Source organism: Paractinoplanes deccanensis (assembly GCF_016862115.1).
GTDB lineage: Bacteria > Actinomycetota > Actinomycetes > Mycobacteriales > Micromonosporaceae > Actinoplanes > Actinoplanes deccanensis.
In genome coordinates this window covers 21,938-38,732 of record NZ_BOMI01000021.1, presented here as the reverse complement: position 1 = coordinate 38,732, position 16,795 = coordinate 21,938, and the positions used below count along the sequence as shown (strand labels likewise).

General features: G+C 71.9%; 16 protein-coding genes and 2 pseudogenes. 3 read left to right on the top strand and 15 right to left on the bottom strand.

Features of this window, described 5'->3' with window-relative positions; genetic code table 11:
* Positions 1-39 precede the first annotated feature (39 nt).
* Genes Ade02nite_RS06530 through Ade02nite_RS06510 form a run of 5 tightly spaced genes read right to left on the bottom strand, consistent with a single transcriptional unit; the run spans position 40 to position 5,251 of the window.
* Positions 40-1,218 carry an alpha/beta hydrolase family protein gene (locus Ade02nite_RS06530; protein ID WP_203760609.1) on the bottom strand — a complete coding sequence of 393 codons (1,179 nt, stop codon included), beginning with the start codon at positions 1,216-1,218 and terminating at the stop codon, positions 40-42.
* 10 nt (positions 1,219-1,228) lie between these two features.
* Positions 1,229-2,197 (bottom strand): fumarylacetoacetate hydrolase family protein, encoded by a 969-nt coding sequence (locus Ade02nite_RS06525; protein ID WP_203760608.1) that lies wholly within the window; start codon positions 2,195-2,197, stop codon positions 1,229-1,231.
* Entirely contained in the window at positions 2,197-3,129 is a 933-nt protein-coding gene (locus Ade02nite_RS06520) for a VOC family protein (protein WP_203760607.1), read from the bottom strand. The genes Ade02nite_RS06525 and Ade02nite_RS06520 overlap by 1 nt, the downstream gene beginning before the upstream one ends.
* Positions 3,130-3,139: 10 nt before the next feature.
* Complete coding sequence (locus Ade02nite_RS06515) at positions 3,140-4,270, bottom strand: FAD-dependent oxidoreductase (protein WP_203760606.1); 1,131 nt, start codon at positions 4,268-4,270, stop codon at positions 3,140-3,142.
* Positions 4,271-4,285: 15 nt separating this feature from the next.
* Complete coding sequence (locus Ade02nite_RS06510; RefSeq protein ID WP_203760605.1) at positions 4,286-5,251, bottom strand: cyclase family protein; 966 nt, start codon at positions 5,249-5,251, stop codon at positions 4,286-4,288.
* 85 nt (positions 5,252-5,336) lie between these two features.
* On the opposite strand from Ade02nite_RS06510, the gene Ade02nite_RS06505 reads away from it, so the two are divergent.
* Together Ade02nite_RS06505 and Ade02nite_RS06500 are read left to right on the top strand one after the other, a co-directional pair.
* On the top strand, positions 5,337-6,248 hold the full coding sequence (locus Ade02nite_RS06505; protein WP_239168582.1) for a LysR family transcriptional regulator: 912 nt from the start codon (positions 5,337-5,339) through the stop codon (positions 6,246-6,248).
* A 131-nt stretch (positions 6,249-6,379) separates the two neighbouring features.
* Entirely contained in the window at positions 6,380-6,544 is a 165-nt protein-coding gene (locus Ade02nite_RS06500; RefSeq protein WP_203760603.1) for a hypothetical protein, read from the top strand.
* 1 nt (position 6,545) lies between these two features.
* On the opposite strand, the gene Ade02nite_RS06495 is transcribed toward Ade02nite_RS06500, so the two are convergent.
* Together Ade02nite_RS06495 and Ade02nite_RS06490 are read right to left on the bottom strand one after the other, a co-directional pair.
* Complete coding sequence (locus Ade02nite_RS06495; protein WP_203760602.1) at positions 6,546-7,430, bottom strand: UbiA prenyltransferase family protein; 885 nt, start codon at positions 7,428-7,430, stop codon at positions 6,546-6,548.
* 46 nt (positions 7,431-7,476) lie between these two features.
* Positions 7,477-8,433, bottom strand: a complete 957-nt coding sequence (locus Ade02nite_RS06490) for a LacI family DNA-binding transcriptional regulator (RefSeq protein WP_203760601.1) — start codon at positions 8,431-8,433, stop codon at positions 7,477-7,479.
* 120 nt (positions 8,434-8,553) lie between these two features.
* Between Ade02nite_RS06490 and Ade02nite_RS06485 the strand changes: the two genes are divergently transcribed.
* Positions 8,554-9,120, top strand: a complete 567-nt coding sequence (locus Ade02nite_RS06485; RefSeq protein WP_203760600.1) for a CGNR zinc finger domain-containing protein — start codon at positions 8,554-8,556, stop codon at positions 9,118-9,120.
* Here the strand turns inward: Ade02nite_RS06485 and Ade02nite_RS06480 are convergent.
* The 8 genes and pseudogenes from Ade02nite_RS06480 to Ade02nite_RS06450 all read right to left on the bottom strand — a co-directional run bounded on the left by Ade02nite_RS06480 (position 9,084) and on the right by Ade02nite_RS06450 (position 16,704).
* On the bottom strand, positions 9,084-9,416 hold the full coding sequence (locus tag Ade02nite_RS06480; RefSeq protein WP_307871205.1) for a hypothetical protein: 333 nt from the start codon (positions 9,414-9,416) through the stop codon (positions 9,084-9,086). The two genes, Ade02nite_RS06485 and Ade02nite_RS06480, sit on opposite strands and share 37 nt — an antisense overlap.
* 217 nt (positions 9,417-9,633) lie before the next feature.
* A pseudogene (locus Ade02nite_RS50695) lies at positions 9,634-10,014 on the bottom strand (carboxylesterase family protein); the annotation flags it as partial.
* A 70-nt stretch (positions 10,015-10,084) separates the two neighbouring features.
* Positions 10,085-13,183, bottom strand: a complete 3,099-nt coding sequence (locus Ade02nite_RS06470) for an alpha-L-rhamnosidase (RefSeq protein ID WP_203760599.1) — start codon at positions 13,181-13,183, stop codon at positions 10,085-10,087.
* 66 nt (positions 13,184-13,249) lie between these two features.
* Entirely contained in the window at positions 13,250-14,506 is a 1,257-nt protein-coding gene (locus Ade02nite_RS06465) for an ABC transporter substrate-binding protein (protein ID WP_203760598.1), read from the bottom strand.
* A gap of 20 nt (positions 14,507-14,526) precedes the next feature.
* Positions 14,527-14,721 (bottom strand): annotated as a pseudogene (locus tag Ade02nite_RS51075) (hypothetical protein); the annotation flags it as partial.
* A complete protein-coding gene (locus Ade02nite_RS51070) occupies positions 14,679-14,972 on the bottom strand; it encodes a glycoside hydrolase family 78 protein (protein WP_455430515.1) in 294 nt (97 codons plus the stop codon). The gene Ade02nite_RS51070 and the pseudogene Ade02nite_RS51075, both read right to left, overlap by 43 nt.
* Positions 14,969-15,790, bottom strand: coding sequence for a carbohydrate ABC transporter permease (locus Ade02nite_RS06455; RefSeq protein WP_203760596.1), 822 nt, complete (start codon positions 15,788-15,790; stop codon positions 14,969-14,971). Before Ade02nite_RS06455 ends, Ade02nite_RS51070 begins: the two co-directional genes overlap by 4 nt.
* Entirely contained in the window at positions 15,787-16,704 is a 918-nt protein-coding gene (locus Ade02nite_RS06450; protein ID WP_239168581.1) for a carbohydrate ABC transporter permease, read from the bottom strand. The genes Ade02nite_RS06455 and Ade02nite_RS06450 overlap by 4 nt, the downstream gene beginning before the upstream one ends.
* Positions 16,705-16,795 lie beyond the last annotated feature (91 nt).

The window sequence follows — 16,795 nt, the reverse complement described above, 5'->3', positions numbered from 1 at the left end:
GGCCGGCCGCCGGAGACGAGCGGGCCGGTGATCGGCGGATCAGCTCGGCTCGGGCCGGCCGGTCCGCGCCGCGCCGAGTGAGGCGAAGGTGTCCGCCACCCAGTCGGCGATGAAGACGCTGACGTGGGGCAGGTGGTCGAGGCCGATGTGCTCGGTGGCGCCCTCCTCGGGGGTGAACACGCGCAGCTCGCGCTTCGGGGAGTTGACCGCCTGGTCGTACGAGCGGTGCGCGTACTCCAGGGGGATCTGCCGGTCGTTGGCGCCGTGGGCGATCAGGAACGGGACGGTGATCTTCTCGACGACGCCGTCGAGGTGGACGTCGTCGGCGAACTCGATGAACTCGTTCAGGTCGGTGTGGCCCCAGACCCACAGCACGTGCTCCCAGTAGTGCGGGACGGGACGCTCTCCCTCGCGCTCCAGGCGGCGGCGCTGCACCGCACCCCAGTTGTGGTTGGCGCCCCAGGCCACGCAGAGCGCGAACCGCTTCTCGAAGGCCGCGGCGCGCGGGGCGTAGTAGCCGCCCAGCGACCAACCCACGATGCCGATCCGGGTCTTGTCGACGTCGGCGCGGGTCTCCAGCCAGTCGACGGCCGCGCCGGCCCAGGTCTCGGTGTCGATGCGGGCGGTGAGGCCGCGCAGCCGCAGGGACTCGCCGGTGCCGGGCTGGTCGAGCATGAGGCAGGAGATGCCGCGGGCCGCCAGCTCCCGCCAGTGGTTCGAGGAGTACATGTGCTCCTTGGTCGAGTCCAGGCCGTTGACCAGGACCATCACGGGGGCGGGGCCGGGGACCGCGCTGAAGTAGGCGGGCAGGGTCGTGCCCTCGTACGGGATCTCGACGCGGCTGACCTGGGGGCTGTGCAGGCTGAACGCCTTCTGGGCCAGGGTCAGCAGCCGCTCGTACGAGGGGATCCGGTGGGGGTCGGCGTGCGACAGCATCCGCTCGGCCTGGGCCAGGTAGTTGACCGCTCGGAAGTACAACTGCCCGGCCGTGCGGGTGTGCCCGGCCTTCTCCGCGGCCTCGGCCTGGCCGGCCAGCTGGTCGGTCAGCGCCGTCCACGCGCGCAGGAAGTCGGGTGTGCCGGCGTCCTCGCCCGCGTTCGCCGCCTCCTTGATGGGGCGGCAGGCCCGGTCCACCTCGTCGATCAGCCCACCGGAGTTCAGCGTGGCGACCACGCTGAGGTTCCAGGTGTACGGGCCGGTCGGGAAGTACTCGAACATGGTGTTCCTCTCAGCGTTTGCGCAGGCGCGGCCGCGGCCGCGGCCGGGCGGGGCGGACCGGTGGCAGGTCGAGACCGGGGACGACCCGGTTGCGGATGGTGCCGATGCCCTCGACGGTCATCTCGACGACGTCGCCGGGGCGCAGCGGCGGCGGGTCGGTCGCGCCGCGGCGGCCCCACAGCTCGGCCAGGCAGCCGCCGTTGCCGCAGGTGCCCGATCCGAGGACGTCGCCGGCGCGGACCTGGGTGCCGCGGGAGGCGTACGCGATGAGCTCCTCGAACGGCCAGCCCATGTTGGACAGCAGGTCCTGGCCGACCTCCACCCCGTTGACCGACACCCGCATGTCGAGAGGGAGGAAGCCGTCGGCGTCGCGGAACGGCTCCAGCTCGTCGGCGGTGACCAGCCACGGGCCGAGCGTGGTGGCGGAGTCCTTGCCCTTGGCCGGGCCCAGGTTCACCTTCATCTCGCGGCGTTGCAGGTCGCGGGCGGACCAGTCGTTGAGGATCGTGTAGCCGAAGACGTGCTCGCGGGCCTGCGCGGGGCTCAGCGACGCGCCGTCGCGGCCGACCACGACCGCCACCTCGAGCTCGAAGTCGAGCAGGCGGCTGCCGGGCGGCACCGGCACGTCGTCGTGGGCGCCGACCAGCGCGTACGGGTTGGTGAAGTAGAACGTCGGCGCCTCGTACCACTCGGGGACAACGCCGCCGCCGTCACCGACCGAGGCGACAACGCCTTCGACGTGTTCCTCGAAGGCGACGAAGTCGCGGACAGTTGGCGCTTCGAGCGGCGGGAGCAGCCGCACCGACTCCACCGGCACGGCAGGGCCGGTGAGGGCGGCGGCACCGGCGTCGAGCGCGGCGGGCAACCCGGCCCGGATGAGGTCGAGCACGGTCGTGCCGTCCGGCAGTGGGTGCAGCCCGGCGTCGGAGGCGACGGCCGCGCGCGCCGCGCCGGCCGTCTCGTAGGTGGCGAACCGCATCAGACGGGCGGGGCCTGGAACAGGCCCTTGTCGGGGTCGTTGAACGACCGTCGGGCGACGAACTCGTTCATCGCGTTCGCCGTGCCCCACTGGTCGCTGACCTCGGGGTTGGAGAAGTCGTAGAGGTGCGGGTGCCAGGTGTCCTCGTCGATCTGCTCCAGCTCCGTGGTGTACTCCATGGTGTTGCCGCTGGGGTCGAGGAAGTAGCTGAACGTGTTGTTGCCGGCCAGGTGGCGGCCGGGACCCCAGATCTTCTCCACGCCGGCGCGCAGCACCCGGCCGGTGCCGCGCATGTACTCGTCGAGGCCGCGCAGCTCGAACGACGCGTGGTGCAGCGACGGGTGCGGGCCGCGGGCGATGGCCATGCTGTGGTGCCAGGCGTTGACCCGCAGGAACCACATCATCTCGCCCATCCGGGGGTGCATCAGGGTGTCCGAGAGCGCGAACGACAGGTGCTGGGAGTAGAAGGCGAGCGTGCCCTCCGGGTCGGCCGAGTTGATGACCACGTGGGAGAGGCGGACCGGGATCGACTCGCCCTCCTCGATGGCGCGGTGCCGGCGCACCGCCACGTCGGCGGAGATCTCGACCGTGCGGCCCTCGTTGTCGAAGAACCGGAAGCCGTACCCGCCGCCCGGCGTCTGGAGGGTGCCGGGCTCGGACACCAGCCGCACGCCGGCGGCCGCGATCCGTTGCGCGAGAGTGTCCACATCGGCCGGTGTGGCCGCGCCGAACGCGATCAGGTCGATGCGCTTGTCGGCGGCCTCACGCAGGCGTACGACGTATTGCTCGGGGCTGCCCTCGGCGGCCAGGAAGGTCAGGCCCGAGTCGGTGTGCTCGGGCCTGAGCCCCCAGGTGTGGGTGTAGAAGTCGAGCTGCTTGGCGTAGTCGGGCACGGCGAGGTCGACGTGCCGCAGGTGCGTGATCAATCGCATGGAGGCTCCTTCAGGAGGGCCGGCTGACGAGGGTGGCGATGTCGCGCATGAGCTTGGGCACGTCGCCCCGCTCGTGGTCGAGCAGCCATTGGCCGAGTTGGTTCGAGGCGGCGACCACGGTGGTGGCGCGGTCGACGCGGCGGGCGTGGAACGTGTCCCACAGGTCCTCATCGAGGGTGTCGCGGGCGACCAGCAGCTCGGTGAGCACCGCGGCGTCCTCGAGGGCCTGGGCGCCGCCCTGGGCGAGGGTGGGCGGGCAGCAGTGCGCGGCGTCGCCGATGAGCACGACCCGGCCGCGGTTCCACGGCGCGGGCAGGACGTGCGTCTCGAACCAGGTGTAGTTCACCCTCTGCGGATCGTCGAGGCTCTCGCGGATCTCGTCCCACGGCCCGTGGTACGCGGCGGCGAGCTCCTTCATCGTGGCGAGCCGCTGCTCAGCGGTGAGCGTCGAGCGGTCCTGGGCGGCTTCCACCACGTACGCGTAAAGGCTGTCCTCGCCGGTGGGGCAGTAACCGGCGATGAAGCTGGGCCCGCCGTAGTAGAGGTCGGTGCGGGTGACGCTCGCCGGCCGCGGCCCGAACGCCCGCCAGATGCCCATGCCGGTCGCCCGGGTCTCCAGCTGGACGCCGAGCGTGCGCCGCGTCCACGAGCGGATGCCGTCGGCGCCCACCACCAGGTCGTAGCGGCCGGCCGAGCCGTCGGCGAACGTGACGCCGACGCCGTTGCCGTCCTGCTCCAGCGCGGTGCAGGTGGTGCCGAAGCGCACCTTCACGCCGGTCTCGGCGGCCCGGTCGAGCAGGATGCGCGCGAGGCCGGGGCGGGGCATGCCGAGCGCGGCGGGCAGCTCCGGGCCACCGGTGCGGGCGTCGGGGATCTCGGCGACCACGGTGCCGTGCGGGTCCGGCGCGCGGATGCCGGTCACGTCGAAGGCGTACCCCTGCTCACGGACCCGGTCCCAGACGCCGAGCTCGCGCAGCTCGCGCAAGGCGTTGCCCTGCAGGGTGATCCCGGAGCCGAGGGCGGCGGCGTCGGGCTTGATCTCGACCAGGTCGACGGCGACACCGCCGGCGGCGAGGCGGATGGCGGCGGCGGTCCCGGCGAGGCCGCTGCCGACCACGAGGACATTGTTCACGGCGGGCATGTCAGCAGTCCTTCGTCACTTGACGGCGATGGGGTTGACCGGGGCGCCGACCGCGCCGGTGACCGGCAGCGGGGCGGCGGTGAGCCAGAAGTCGTAGCGGCCGTCCGCGGCGCAGTCGGCGGCCAGCGCGTCGAGGTCCCACATCTCGCCGAGGAACAGGCCGATGTGCGGGATCGCCACCTGGTGCAGCGGCTGGAACGCGTCGTCGAACTCGTTGGGGCGCACCTCGAATCCCCACGTGTCGGTGGCCAGCCCGGCGATCTCGGTGCCGTGCAGCCACCCGGCCGTGGTGAACGACAGGCCCGGCGCGGGTCCCCCGGCGTAGTCGCCCCAGCCCTCCCGGCGGGCCCGGGCCAGCCGGCCGGTGCGCACGCACACCAGGTCACCGCGGCCCACCCGCGCGGAGTCGCCCTGCGCGGCGATGGTCCGCTCGAGGTGCTCGACGGTGATGGCGAACCCGTCCGGCAGCTCCCCGCCGTCGCCGAGCGCGCGGCCCACGTCGAGCAGCACGCCGCGCCCGGCGAGGTGCGCGGCCGCCGTCTCGATGCCGGTGACCCGGTCACCCTCGCTGGTCACCACGTCGCCGGCACGGCGCCCGTTGTACGCCATCCCGTGGTCGAAGATGTGCCCGAGGCCGTCCCACTGGGTGGAGGCCTGCAACGGCATGAACACGACGTCGTCGGCGCCGCCGAGCCCGTGCGGGAAGCCCTGGCCCCGCTCGGCGTCCAGGCCGGTGTCGAGCATCGTGTGCACCGGGTTGGTGCGCCGCCGCCAGCCCCGCTGCGGCCCGTCCGTGTCGAAGGTCTGCGCCAGCGAGAACGCCCTGCCGTGGCGCACCAGGGCCGCACCCTCGCGCCGCTTGCCCTCGTCGAGGAAGTTGAGGGTGCCGAGCACGTCGTCGGAGCCCCAGCGCCCCCAGTTCGAGCAGCGCTTGGCGGCCTCGGCGATGGCACCCGCCGGGTCGGTGCGGTCCAGTTGCATGCCTCACACCGTCGGCCATCCATGACGAATCAGGGAAGAGCAGATTTCTGATGTGAGTCATCAATGCCGTGGATACCCTGGCGCGGTGAACCTGGCCGGCCTGGACCTGAACCTGCTCGTGGCGCTGGACGCCCTCCTCCAGCAGCGCGGCGTCACCCGCGCGGCGGCGCAGCTCGGCCTCAGCCAGCCGGCCCTGTCGGCCTCCCTGGCCCGGCTGCGCCGCCACTTCGGCGACGAGCTGCTGACCCGGGTCGGCAACGAATACCGGCTCACGCCGCTGGCCGCGCAGCTCAAGGAACGCGCCCGCATCGCGCTGGCCGGCGTCGAGCGCGTGTTCACGGCCCAGCCCGAGTTCGACCCGGCGTCCTCGTCCCGCGAGTTCTCGCTGCTGGTCAGCGACTACATGGTGGCCGTGCTCGGCGACACGGTCGCGCAGCTGGTGGGCGCGGAGGCCCCGCACAGCCGCCTGCGCTACGCCGCGAACACGCCCGAACGCGTCGACCGGGCCGACCAGGTCCTGACCACCACCGACCTGCTGGTCATCCCGCACGGCTTCGTCACCGACCTGTCCCACCAGGACCTCTACCGCGACGAGTGGGTCTGCGTGGTCTCCGCCGACAACACCGCGGTAGCCGGCGAGCTGACCCTCGACCACCTGCGCGACCTGCCGTGGGCGGTCACCTTCCACGGCCCCACGGCGTCCACCCCGGCCGGCCGCCAGCTGCGCATGCTCGGCATCGAACCCCGGGTGCAGGTCGTCACCGAGACGTTCCTGACCGTCCCGGGCCTGGTCGCCGGCACCGACCGCATCGCCCTGCTCCAGCGCCACCTGGTCGAGCTGCTCCCCCTCAACAGCGGCCTCCGCGCGCTGCGGCCCCCGTTCGACGCCACCCCCTTGGTCGAGGCGATGTGGTGGCACCCGATGTACGACGACGACCCCGGCCACCGCTACCTGCGCGACGTCCTGGCCCGGGCGGCCCGCCAGGCCCTCGGCTGACCCGCACGTCGTCAAGGCGTGACGGTCCCGTTCCGGACCTCGATCCGGCTGCCGCCGCGACTCAAGCCCTCGGTGAAGCCGAGGTAGCGCCGGTTCCAGCGTTTCGACGCCTTGGCCGCTTGAAGCGCGGGATGTTCGGCGAGGCGGTCATCCGCTCGCCGGCCACGTCGAGGATGCCCCTGCTCGCCGTGACACTCGCGGCCGGCGATCGCCTCACCACCAAGCTCTGGCCGGGCCGCGGCCACGTCTTCGATGTGGCCATGCGGGCGGAGGCTTTCGCGTGGCTGGACCGGTGACTCAGCCGCTGATGTAGGCCAGCGCGAAACCGGCCGTCGGGATCCCGAACAGCACCGAGACGACCGCCAGCTTGGCGATCGTCGGGCGGCGGGTGAGGGCCGCGTACGCGACCAGCAATATCGGCGCCATGACGAGCTGGGCCGTCAGCGTGGAGCGGGGCACGACCAGGCCGAACGCGGCGCACGCGAGCGAGACGGCTAGCGCGGCGCCCCACAGGCCGATCCCGAGCCGGTGGGCGAACGTCGCGCCGAACCGCACGGCGAACGTGGTGTCGCCGGCCTGCGTGTCCGCGGCCAGGTCGGTCACCGTGGTCGGCACGTAGAGCGCGGCCGCGAACAGCACCCCGATCACCGCGACCGGCCACGGGAAGTGCCACGGGTCGCGGGTGATCGACCAGCCGGCGACGGGCGAGACGAGACCCACCACGAGCGCGTTGACCGCCACGTCCCAGCCCGGCCGGGTCTTCAGCCGCAGGGGCGGCACGCTGTACGCCCAGCCGAGCAGCAGCACGCCGCCCACCCCCAGCACGAAGAGCGGCCCGACGAGGAACGCGGCACCGACCGACGCGAGCGCGGCCGCGCGGTACCAGGTTCGCAGCCGCCGGGCGGACACCGCCCCGGTGACGAGCGGTGCGGTCGCCTTGCGCGGGTTGGCCCGGTCGCTGCGCAGGTCCTCCAGGTCGTTCTGCGCCAGGACCGCGGCCCAGACGAGCGGGCCGAGGATGAGCAGCGCCACGACCGCCCGGCCGGCGTCGGCCCGGCCCGGCAGCCACGAGTGTCCGGCGAGGACGGTGCCGAGGTAGGCCGGCACCCAGGACACCGGCCAGAACCAGGGCCGCGACACCGCGACGAGCAGCGCGGCGGGCCGTTGCGTCAGCGTCGTCATGCTCGCATGGTCGGCGCACTGCCCTGTGCCGCCGCTGAGACACCGTCTAGAGCATCCTAGGAACCTGGGTTGAAAGTCGAAGCGGGCGAGTGCTCTCCCGGGTCAGCACCACGTGCGGCGCGACGATCTGGACCGGGGGCGCGGCCCGGTCGCCGAGTCGCCGGACCACGAGGCCGAGCGCGTGCCCGGCGATGAACGCGGGATCGGTGGCCACCGTGGTCACCGCCGGCCGGAGATAGCGGCCGGCCTCCCCGTCGCCGATGGCGATCACGGCGACGTCCTCGGGCACCCGCAGACCCTCGTCGGCGACGGCGCGGATCACCGCGGCCGCCGGCAGGTCGCTGCCACAGAGGATCGCGTCCGGAGGCTGCCCGCCGGTGACGAGCCACCGGACGGCCCGATATCCCTCGGCGGGCCCGCTGCCGGACGCGAGACTCAGGCGCCCGGCCGGCGGGGTCGGCCAGGCGCGGCGCACCGCCTCCCGGAAGCCGTTCGAGCCGACGGCCGCGACACGCCGACGGCCCGCGAGCGTGAGGTGGCCGAACGCATCCCGGACCGACTGGACGGTGTCGGGGCCGACGCAGTCATATCGCGGGTCGGGGATGCCGGTGAGCAGGACCAGGGGCGTCCCCGCCGGCGCGAGAGCGTCGAGCCGTCCGGAGGCCGGCGCTTCGCGGCTGACCAGCACCGCGTCGACGTCCGGCCCCTCGGCGAGCGAGGCGTCCGGCGGCGCGAGGACGACCCGGAACCCGAGAGCGGTGGCCCCGCTGACGATCGCCTCCACCACTCCCGGGGCGTGCGGGGCCACCAGCGTGAGCAACCCGCTGCGGCCGCGGCGCAGCCCGCGGGCGGCCAGGTTGGGCCGGTAACCGAGCTGCCGGATCGCCGTCTCGACGCGGCGGCGCACCTCGTCGCTGACATGCGGATGGTCGTGGATGACGTTGGAGACGGTCTTCACCGACACCCGGGCGATCCGTGCCACGTCCTTCAGCGTGGTGGCCACGATCCGTCCCTCCGCCGCACCCGGTGCTTACACCACCAAAAGCGTTTTGGTGGTGTAAGCGAATCAGGGGGCCCGCGCGGCTGTCAAGGCGCTACGGTGGTCGCCTGGAGGAGGATGACGATGAGCGACGACGAGGCGGTCCCACCCGCCGCCCGGCTGCTGCGCGACTTCGTCAACACGTACGAGCCTCAGATCGACGAAGAATCGCTGGGCACTCCCGACGCCCTGCGGACGTGGCTCGCCGGCGCGGGCCTGATCCGCCCCGGCACGCGACTGCGCTCGCCGGACCTGGCGACCGCGATCGCGTTCCGGGAGGGCCTGCGCGAGGTGCTGCTGGGCCATGCCGGCCATCGCACGGACCCGGCCGTGGTGCGAGGGCTGGACGAGGTCCTCGCGGCCGTGCCCGTGCGGCTCAGCCTGGCGGGTGGGAAGCCTCGCCTGGTCTCCGCCGGTGACGAGCGGTTCGGCCGGGCCCTCGCCGGGCTCGTCGACGCGATCAGGCAGTGCGCCGAGGACCAGGTGTGGACCCGGCTCAAGGTCTGCGACCGCGACACCTGCCGGTGGGCCTACTACGACGCCTCCCGCAACCAGAAGCGCCGCTGGTGCTCGATGTCCGGATGCGGCAACTACATCAAGATGCGCCGCGCCGCTCAACGGCGCGACCGGGGCGTGCGGTCCTCCCCATAGAGCCTTTCGGCGCGGTCCGGGTCGTGGACGATCCGGCACCGGGCGTCGATCCCCATGGTGGCGCGTTCCGCGCGCGTGCAGGCGGGCCGGCGGGGCACGCCGGGCGCCGTGGGGTGGCCGTGGCGGGCGAAGCCGGCCCACAGGGCGCTCATGTGCCGCGCGGTCGCCCGCTTGCCGGGCAGCTCGTCCGCGCCGACGTTGGCGAACTTCATCGGGATGTCCGAGGCGTGCGGCGAGCCGAGCGGGAAGTCGGTGCCGGGCACCACGGCCGGGTCCGGGTAGGCGAGTTGATACATGAACGCGGGCGCGCGGCGCTGCGCCGCCTTCGTCTCCGCGATGGTGATGGCGTCGCGCCAGATCGGCGACGTGGTGATGGCGAAGTAGAGCTGCGCCGGCGTCGCGCCCGGCCGGGACCGGCGGAAGGTGGCGATGATCCGGTCGAGTTCGGCGCCCGAGGTTCGTGCCGTCCTGGCCGGTCGCGGCGCCGGAGCCGATCATGTAGCCGCCGCCGTGGTGGTAGAACATCACCGGGCGGCGCTTGCGGTCGGCGGCGGGCGTCCAGATGTTGAGGTAGAGGCAGTCCTCCGACGGCGCCGGCATCCGGCGGCCGGGGCCCATCTCGGCGCCGGCCACCTGATAGGCGGGCGCGGCGAAGTCCACCGCGGCGCGCGCGCCGCGCCAGGGCCGGGGCGGCCGCGGGGCCTGGAAGCGGAGCCGGCCCAGCGGCGGCGTGGCGTAGGGGACGCCGAGGAACTTGACGATGCCGTCCTCGCGCCGTCCACGCACGCGGCCGTAGCGGGTCGCCGCCACCGTGCCGTGCGCCTGGGCCGGCGCGGGCAGACCCGCCACGGCGGCCACGGACAGGGAACCACCGATCAACGTCCTGCGGGTCATCCCTGAGCTCATGGGCAACCTCTTCGAGGGAGGGGCGGGAGGGCCGCGGGCGACCCTCCCGCCGTCGTGGCTACTTCGCGGAGGCGGTGAAGTGGTGCGTTCCGGCGGGGACGGTGAAGACGGCGTACGCGCCCTCGGTCCGCTGGAAGGTGGCACGGCCGGAGGCCTTGCTCCCGGCGGGCGCCCAGACCTCGGCCGTCGTGTTGGCCGGCACGGTCACCGTGAGGGCGAAACGACCATCCTTCTTGGTCCAGCTGCTGCGGGCCGCCCCATAGCCGGCGGCAGCCGACCGCAGGTCGCCGACCGGCTTGGGCTTGAAGACCAGCCGGTCACCGGAGACCTGAAGGCCGGCGATCCCGGCGTGGAACCACTCCTCGATCTGGGCCAGGATCATGTGGTTCTTCGAGTCGCCGCGGTTCCAGCGCTCCCCCATGGTGGTCATGCCGTACGGGTTGGCCGGCGTCGGCGCCAGGAAGTAGCCGTAGCTGGGCTGGTCGTTCTGCTGGAGCGTCTCCCACAGCACGTCGTCGCGGTCGGCGTTCATCAGGACCCGCACGATCGGGCCCATGCCGATGGTGCCGCCGCTGAGGTGCGGGCCGGTGCCGTTGGGGTGGTACGCGTAGACGAGCTCGACGAGCGCCTCCAGCACCTTGCCGCGCTTTTCCTCGGGCACCAGGCCCGCGTCGAGCGCGAGCGCCTGCGCCGTCTGCGACGCTCCGGCCGTGCCGGCGTTGCCGGTGGCCGTGTAGCGGTTCAGCGATTCGTTGTAGAAGGCCTCGTGGAACGCGGTCTTGATGTTCGCGGCCAGCGCGGCGTAGGAGGCCGCGTCGGCGGAGCGGCCGGTCAGCTCGGCGGCGCGGGCCATGGCCTGAGCGGTCAGGTAGTAGCCCCACGTGCCGGTGATGCGCCCGGAGGTGGGCTCGTCGCCGACCCAGTCGCCCAGCGCCGCGTCCACGATGAAGCCCTGGGCCTTCTGCCGCTGGATGTAGTCGACGAAGCGCACCATCCGGTCGTAGTAGGCGTTCATGAGCGCCGGATCGCCGTACAGCTGCTCGAGGATCGCCGGGACGAGCACGATCGCGTTGCCCCAGTTGATCTCGTCGCCGAACCGGCCCGAGTAGCCCCAGTCGTAGACCGGCGTCTTGAGGGCGACGTTGCCGTACATCGGGGTGTCCGCCAGCGACTGGCCCTCGACGAGGTGCCGCATGGTGGTCCGCAGGAAGGCGTTCAGCTCGAAGTTGCGGTGGATGGCACCCATCGGCATCGTGTAGTCCGCCGGGTACGACAGCTTCTCGCGGCCCGGGCAGTCGGTGAAGACGCTCATGATGTTGCCCGCGAACGAGTAGCGCGCCATCATGTGGATCCGGTTCACGCGGGCGTTGGACGAGGTGAAGGTGCCGGCGGTCGGCGTGTCCGCCTGCAGGCGTACCCCCGTGATCAGGTCTTTGCCCGGCGCGAAGCCGGCCGGCAGACCGGTGACCTGGACCCACTGCATGCCGAAGTAGTTGAAGTTCGGGTGCCACGACTCGGTGCGGCCGCCGAACGTGGTGTAGGTGTTGAACAGGTCGACGCCGCGCGACCCGCCGCCGCCCATCAGCGACGCCTGGTTGACCGTGCCGTCCGGGTTGAGCGACTCGGCGGGCTGCATCTTGACGGTCGTGCCGGCCGGAAGCCGGCTCACGTCGAGACGCGGCCAGCCGACGATGTTCTGCCCGAGATCGAAGACCCACGTCCCCGGTACGGGGTTGGTGACGCTCACCGGCCGGAACTCCTCCTGGACGGTGACCGGCTCGGCGGTGCGGGCCACGAGCTTGGTGGCCAGGTTGGGCGGCGGGGCGATGCCGGCGCTGATCCAGCCGGTCGGCGTGCCGTCGCGGCGGGTGGCGGTCGCGGTCAGGTTCGCGCCGGGAAGGTTCCAGCCCGGCTGCTCCCGGCGCGCGTCGTAGTCGGAGCCGGAATACCAGGCGTCGGTGACCAGCGGGCCGAGCGCGGCCCGCCACGAGCGGTCGGTGACGATGGTGTCGCGGCTGCCGTCCCGGTACGTGATCTCCAGGCGGCCGATGAAGCGCGGCGTGACGGCGGCACCCGCGCTGGGGTCGCTGGCGGCGATGTTGTTGCCGGAGCCGGTCACCTTGGCGCCGGCCTCGTGCGCGCCGCTCAGCGCCGGGCTGAACGAGAGGGTGCCGGTGCCGATGGCGGTGATGACCCGGGACTCGAGCCGGTCGCCTCCCCCGCCGGTGTCCACATTGACCGTGCCGCCGATGTGGTATCCGGCGGTGTCGCTCACGGTGATGCTGGTGGCGCCGGCCGGGGCGGCCGCGGTCAGCGTGCCGCTGCCCTTGAGCTGGCTCTGCCACCACGAGTACGGCGAGGTGCGCCCCACTGCGGGGTTGGTGACGCTGCGGCGCACGTACGCCGGCCCGTTGCCGAGCTCGACGCCGAGCGTGTTGGCGCCCGCGCGCACGGCGGAGGTGAGGTCGTACGTGCGGTACTCGCTGGAGAGCTGGTAGTTGGAGTTGCCCGGCGCGAGCACCTCGCCGGTGATCTCGCGCCCGTTGAGGGTTGCGTGGTGCAGTCCCACACCGGAGAGGTAGAGCCGCGCGTCGGCGACCTTCTTCGTCACCCCGAACGGGCGGGCGAAGAGGGGCATCGGCTGGTTCTCGGCCCGCTCCGGGTAGTCGATCCAGCGGGCCGCGCCCCAGTCGCCCTGGTGCAGCAGGCCCATCGACCACGTCGCGGGTGCCGACCAGGCGGAGGCGTTGCGGTTCGCGTCCCACACGCGCACGCGCCAGGCGACGGTGTCGCGGCTCTTCAGCTCGCGGCCGAACTGTGCCTGCTGCCGGCTGCCGCTGACGCGGCCGCTGCGCCAGATCAGGCGTCCCGCCTTCAGGTCCGACGGGGTTGCGGCGGCTTGAATCTCGTACGCCGTTTGGCGGTCACCCGGGCAGACGCGCGCACCGGGGCGGCAGCGGACCTCGTCCATCTGCCAGGCGAGCGTGGGCCGTTGGCTGTCGAGGCCGAGCGGGTTGTCGTAGCGGCCGTCGACGCTGAGCCGCTCGACCCGCACATCTCCGGTCGAGCCGGAGCGGGCGGAGGCCGGCACGGCGGCGCCGAGGGTGAGCAGGAGGGCCGTCGTCATGAGGGTGGCGGGTCTTCTGATCGGTGGCATCAGACTTCCTCCAGGGAGTCCAGTCGTCCGGAGCGGGCGACGCGGGCAAGGGCGTGTGCGCTGGGGCTAGGCGCCCTTCTGGTATTCGGCGTCCATGTCGGCCAGAACCTTGTCCGGGGTGGTCTGCTTGCTGAAGACCTCCTGGAGGCCGCTGAGCATGGTCTGCTGCACCTTGGCGTTGGGCCACAGCTGATCCATGAACGGGACGGTGCGGTTGTCCTTGACAAAGGTGGTCAGCTCGGACAGGCCCGGGTCCACAGTGGTGCCGGCGCCCGCCAGGGTGGGCAGGCTGCCTTGCTTCTCGTTGAACAGCTTCATGCCCTCGGGCGACATGATGAAGGTGACGAACCTCAGCGCCAGCTCCTTGTTCTTGGCCTTGGCGTTGATGCCGTAGCCGGCCCCCGCGGCGGCGGGCATGAGGAACGAGGCCGGGTCGTCGGTGGCCGGCAGCGCCTTCATCGTGAACTTGCCCTTCGGGTTCTTCTGCTTGAGCAGCCCGATGATCCAGTTGCCCTGCACGATGCCGAGCGTCTTGCCGGTCGCGGCGAGCGCCTGGCTGGCCTCGTAACTCGTGCCGAGCGGGTTCTTCTGGAAACACCCGGCCGAGGACATCTCCTGGTACTTGGCCATGGCCGTGGTCCACTGCGAGGTGGCGAAAGTGGCCTGCCCGCTCTGCAGCTTGGCGTCGAAGTCCCTGTCGGCGCCGAAGACCGTGGTGGCCGCGAGCGCGTACAGCACCAGCTGGGTCACCCAGTTGTCCTGGATGCCCAGGGCGAAGGCGGGCGTGCCCTTGGCGGCCGCATCGCCGCAGAACTTCAGCAGCTGCGTCCAGGTCTCCGGGGCCTTCAGGCCGGACTTGGCCAGGGCCTCGTCGTTGTAGACGGCGCCGATGCCGTTGAGCCCGAAGACGGCGTTGTAGGTCTTGCCCTCGTACTGGGCGACGGTCTTGAACGCGTCCGGCAACTGCCCGGCCCACGGCTGGTCGGAGAGGTCCATCAGATAGCCCGGCTTGGCGAGCACGTACGTGGCGCCGGGGTTGCCGTTGCCCGGCCACACCGTCATCACGTCCGGCGCGGTGCCCGACGACAGCTGGGTGCGGATCTGGGCCTGGTACTGGTCGGCGCCGCTGGTGGTGAAGGTGACCTTCACGCCCGGGTTGGCCGCCTCGAACGCCTTGATGACGTCCTCGACGGACCCTTGGTCGACCGAGGCCAGCGTCAGGGTCTTGTTCTCGGCGTCGCTGCCGGAGTTGGCATTCGTGCCGCTGCTGCACGCGGCGGTGAGCAGGACGGCGGTAAGGGCGAGGCTGAGACTTTTCTTCATGAGCTCTCCCACATTGGAGATCAACAAGAGGTGGCGGTGACGGTGTGGCTGCCGGAGACCAGGCGGAGGGTGGCTCCGCCGGCCGACGGCGCGACCGGGACGCAGCGCACGCTGCCCGGGTCGGGAGTGGGAACTTCGAGGATCGCTGTGCATCCCGGCGGCACGGTGACGGTCACGGTGAGCCGGTCGCCGTCGAGCGACCAGCCGCAGGCGACCCGGCCGCGCGCCGTTTCCTGCTCGGCGCGGGCCCAGGTGAGCGTGCCGCCCGGGTGGGCCGCAGCAGCAGCTCGCGCCGGACGCTGTCCCGCACGAGGCGGTCGCTTCCGTCCACAGTGGCCGTGATGCGGTAGGCGGTCTGCGCCGCTGCGTGCCGCCCGGAGCGCAGTCTCCACGACAGCCGCGGACGCGGTTCCCCGAGGCCGAGCGGCTCTGTCATTTGTTCGGTCGTCAGGCCGTACGGTGTCATCCCTTGAGTCCTCCGGCGAAGCCGTTGATGATGGAGCGCTGCAGCGCCAGGTAGACCGCCAGGACCGGGATGATGCTGATGATCAGGGCGGCGAAGATGAGGTTCCAGTCGGAGACGAACTGGCCGACGAAGCCGGCGACGGCGACCGGGACGGTCTGCTGGTCGCTGCCGCTGAGGTAGAGCAGCGGGGTGAAGAAGTCGTTCCAGACGGCGACCGCGTTGAGCACCAGCGCGGTCACGGTGATCGGTTTCAGCATGGGCAGCACGACGTACCGGAAGGTGGTGAACGGGGTGGCGCCGTCGATCGACGCGGCCTCCTCGAAGTCGCGGGGCAGCGCGCGCAGGAAGCCCACGTACAGGAAGGTCGTGAACGGGACCTGCAGACCCGAGTAGAACAGCACCAGCGACCACACCGAGCCGAGCAGGCCCAGGTCGCGGACCGTCTGGTAGAGCGGCAGCGAGGCCAGCTGGAACGGCAGGACGAGGCCGAGCATGATGACCAGGAACGTGGTGCGCGACCAGCGGGCGGCGCTGCGGGCGAGCGGGTAGGCCGCGAGGGCCGAGACGGCCAGCACGATGGTGACACTGACGACCGTCACCAGCACGCTGTTGATCAGGGCGCCGCCGAGGCCGGCCTCGCGCCAGGCTCCGGTGAAGTTGGCGAAGGTCGGCGACATGGTGGGCCGGATCGGCGAGGACGTGTCCGACGGCTGCCGGATCGCCAGGTTGACCAGCACGTAGACCGGGAAGGCGAAGACGATCCCGACGGCGATCATCAGTGTTTCGAGCGCGAAGGTGCGTTTGGTGTAGCGGTTCACGACGCCGCCTTCTCGTTGCGGGACAGGAACGTGTACTGGGCGGCGGAGGCGATGGCCACGATGATCGTCAGGACGACGGCGAGCGCGATGCTGTAGCCGAACTCGCCGAGCGTGAAGGCGTCCTTGTAGATGAGCGTGGAGATGGTGTCGGTGGCGTGCCCCGGTCCGCCGCCCGTCAGGGCGTACACCTGGTCGAAGAGCTTGATGCCGCCGATGATCGAGAGCATCAGGTTGATCGTGATGGCCGGTGCGAGCAGCGGGCGCACGATGGACCAGAAGCGGCGGAGCGCGCCGGTGCCGTCGATGGCGGCCGCCTCGTAGATCTCGCGCGGGATCGACTGGAGACCGGCCAGGAAGATGACCATCGAGTAGCCGGCGAACTGCCAGACCACGACCACGACGATCATCCAGAGGGCGAGGCCGGGGTCGCCGAGCCAGTCCCGGCCCCAGGGGCCGAGGACCGCGTTGACCGCGCCGTCCGGGCCGAGCAGGTTGCGCCACAGGTAGGCGGTGACGATCGGCGTCACCACGGCCGGCGCGAAGAGCAGGACGCGCAGGAGGTTCCGCGTCTTGATCATGCTGTTGACGCCGAGGGCGAGCAGCAGGCCGATGCCGTTCTGGATCACCGTGATGGCCACCGCGATGAGCACCGTGTGCCAGATGGCCTGCACCGCGTCCTCGTCGCCGAGCATGTCGGTGAAGTTGCGCAGGCCGATGAAGGCGAAGTCCGGGTCGAGGCCGTCCCAGTCGGTGAAGGCGTAGTAGACGCCGCGGCCGCTCGGGATCAGCACGACGAACGCGAAGAGCAGCAGAGCCGGCAACGTGAACCACCACGGTGGAGTCACCCGTGGCCGCCGCGACCGGGGCGGGCGGACCACCCGCTCGGTGGTGCGGGATTGGAGATCGAGAGACACGGCAACCCACTTCGGTTTTGAATCGTTTCAGCGGATCAGGAGCCGATCAGGACGCCACGCCGGGTGCGGCATGGGTAACGTTTTCTCAATG

Excerpts from the sequence above, each read along its gene's own strand:
- Ade02nite_RS06530 (WP_203760609.1), bottom strand. The coding sequence starts at position 1,218 with ATGTTCGAGTACTTCCCGACCGGCCCGTACACCTGGAACCTCAGCGTG.
- Ade02nite_RS06525 (WP_203760608.1), bottom strand. The coding sequence starts at position 2,197 with ATGCGGTTCGCCACCTACGAGACGGCCGGCGCGGCGCGCGCGGCCGTC.
- Ade02nite_RS06520 (WP_203760607.1), bottom strand. The coding sequence starts at position 3,129 with ATGCGATTGATCACGCACCTGCGGCACGTCGACCTCGCCGTGCCCGAC.
- Ade02nite_RS06515 (WP_203760606.1), bottom strand. The coding sequence starts at position 4,270 with ATGCCCGCCGTGAACAATGTCCTCGTGGTCGGCAGCGGCCTCGCCGGG.
- Ade02nite_RS06510 (WP_203760605.1), bottom strand. The coding sequence starts at position 5,251 with ATGCAACTGGACCGCACCGACCCGGCGGGTGCCATCGCCGAGGCCGCC.
- Ade02nite_RS06500 (WP_203760603.1), top strand. The coding sequence starts at position 6,380 with ATGTTCGGCGAGGCGGTCATCCGCTCGCCGGCCACGTCGAGGATGCCC.
- Ade02nite_RS06495 (WP_203760602.1), bottom strand. The coding sequence starts at position 7,430 with ATGACGACGCTGACGCAACGGCCCGCCGCGCTGCTCGTCGCGGTGTCG.
- Ade02nite_RS06485 (WP_203760600.1), top strand. The coding sequence starts at position 8,554 with ATGAGCGACGACGAGGCGGTCCCACCCGCCGCCCGGCTGCTGCGCGAC.
- Ade02nite_RS06480 (WP_307871205.1), bottom strand. The coding sequence starts at position 9,416 with ATGTATCAACTCGCCTACCCGGACCCGGCCGTGGTGCCCGGCACCGAC.
- Ade02nite_RS06470 (WP_203760599.1), bottom strand. The coding sequence starts at position 13,183 with ATGCCACCGATCAGAAGACCCGCCACCCTCATGACGACGGCCCTCCTG.
- Ade02nite_RS06465 (WP_203760598.1), bottom strand. The coding sequence starts at position 14,506 with ATGAAGAAAAGTCTCAGCCTCGCCCTTACCGCCGTCCTGCTCACCGCC.
- Ade02nite_RS51070 (WP_455430515.1), bottom strand. The coding sequence starts at position 14,972 with ATGACACCGTACGGCCTGACGACCGAACAAATGACAGAGCCGCTCGGC.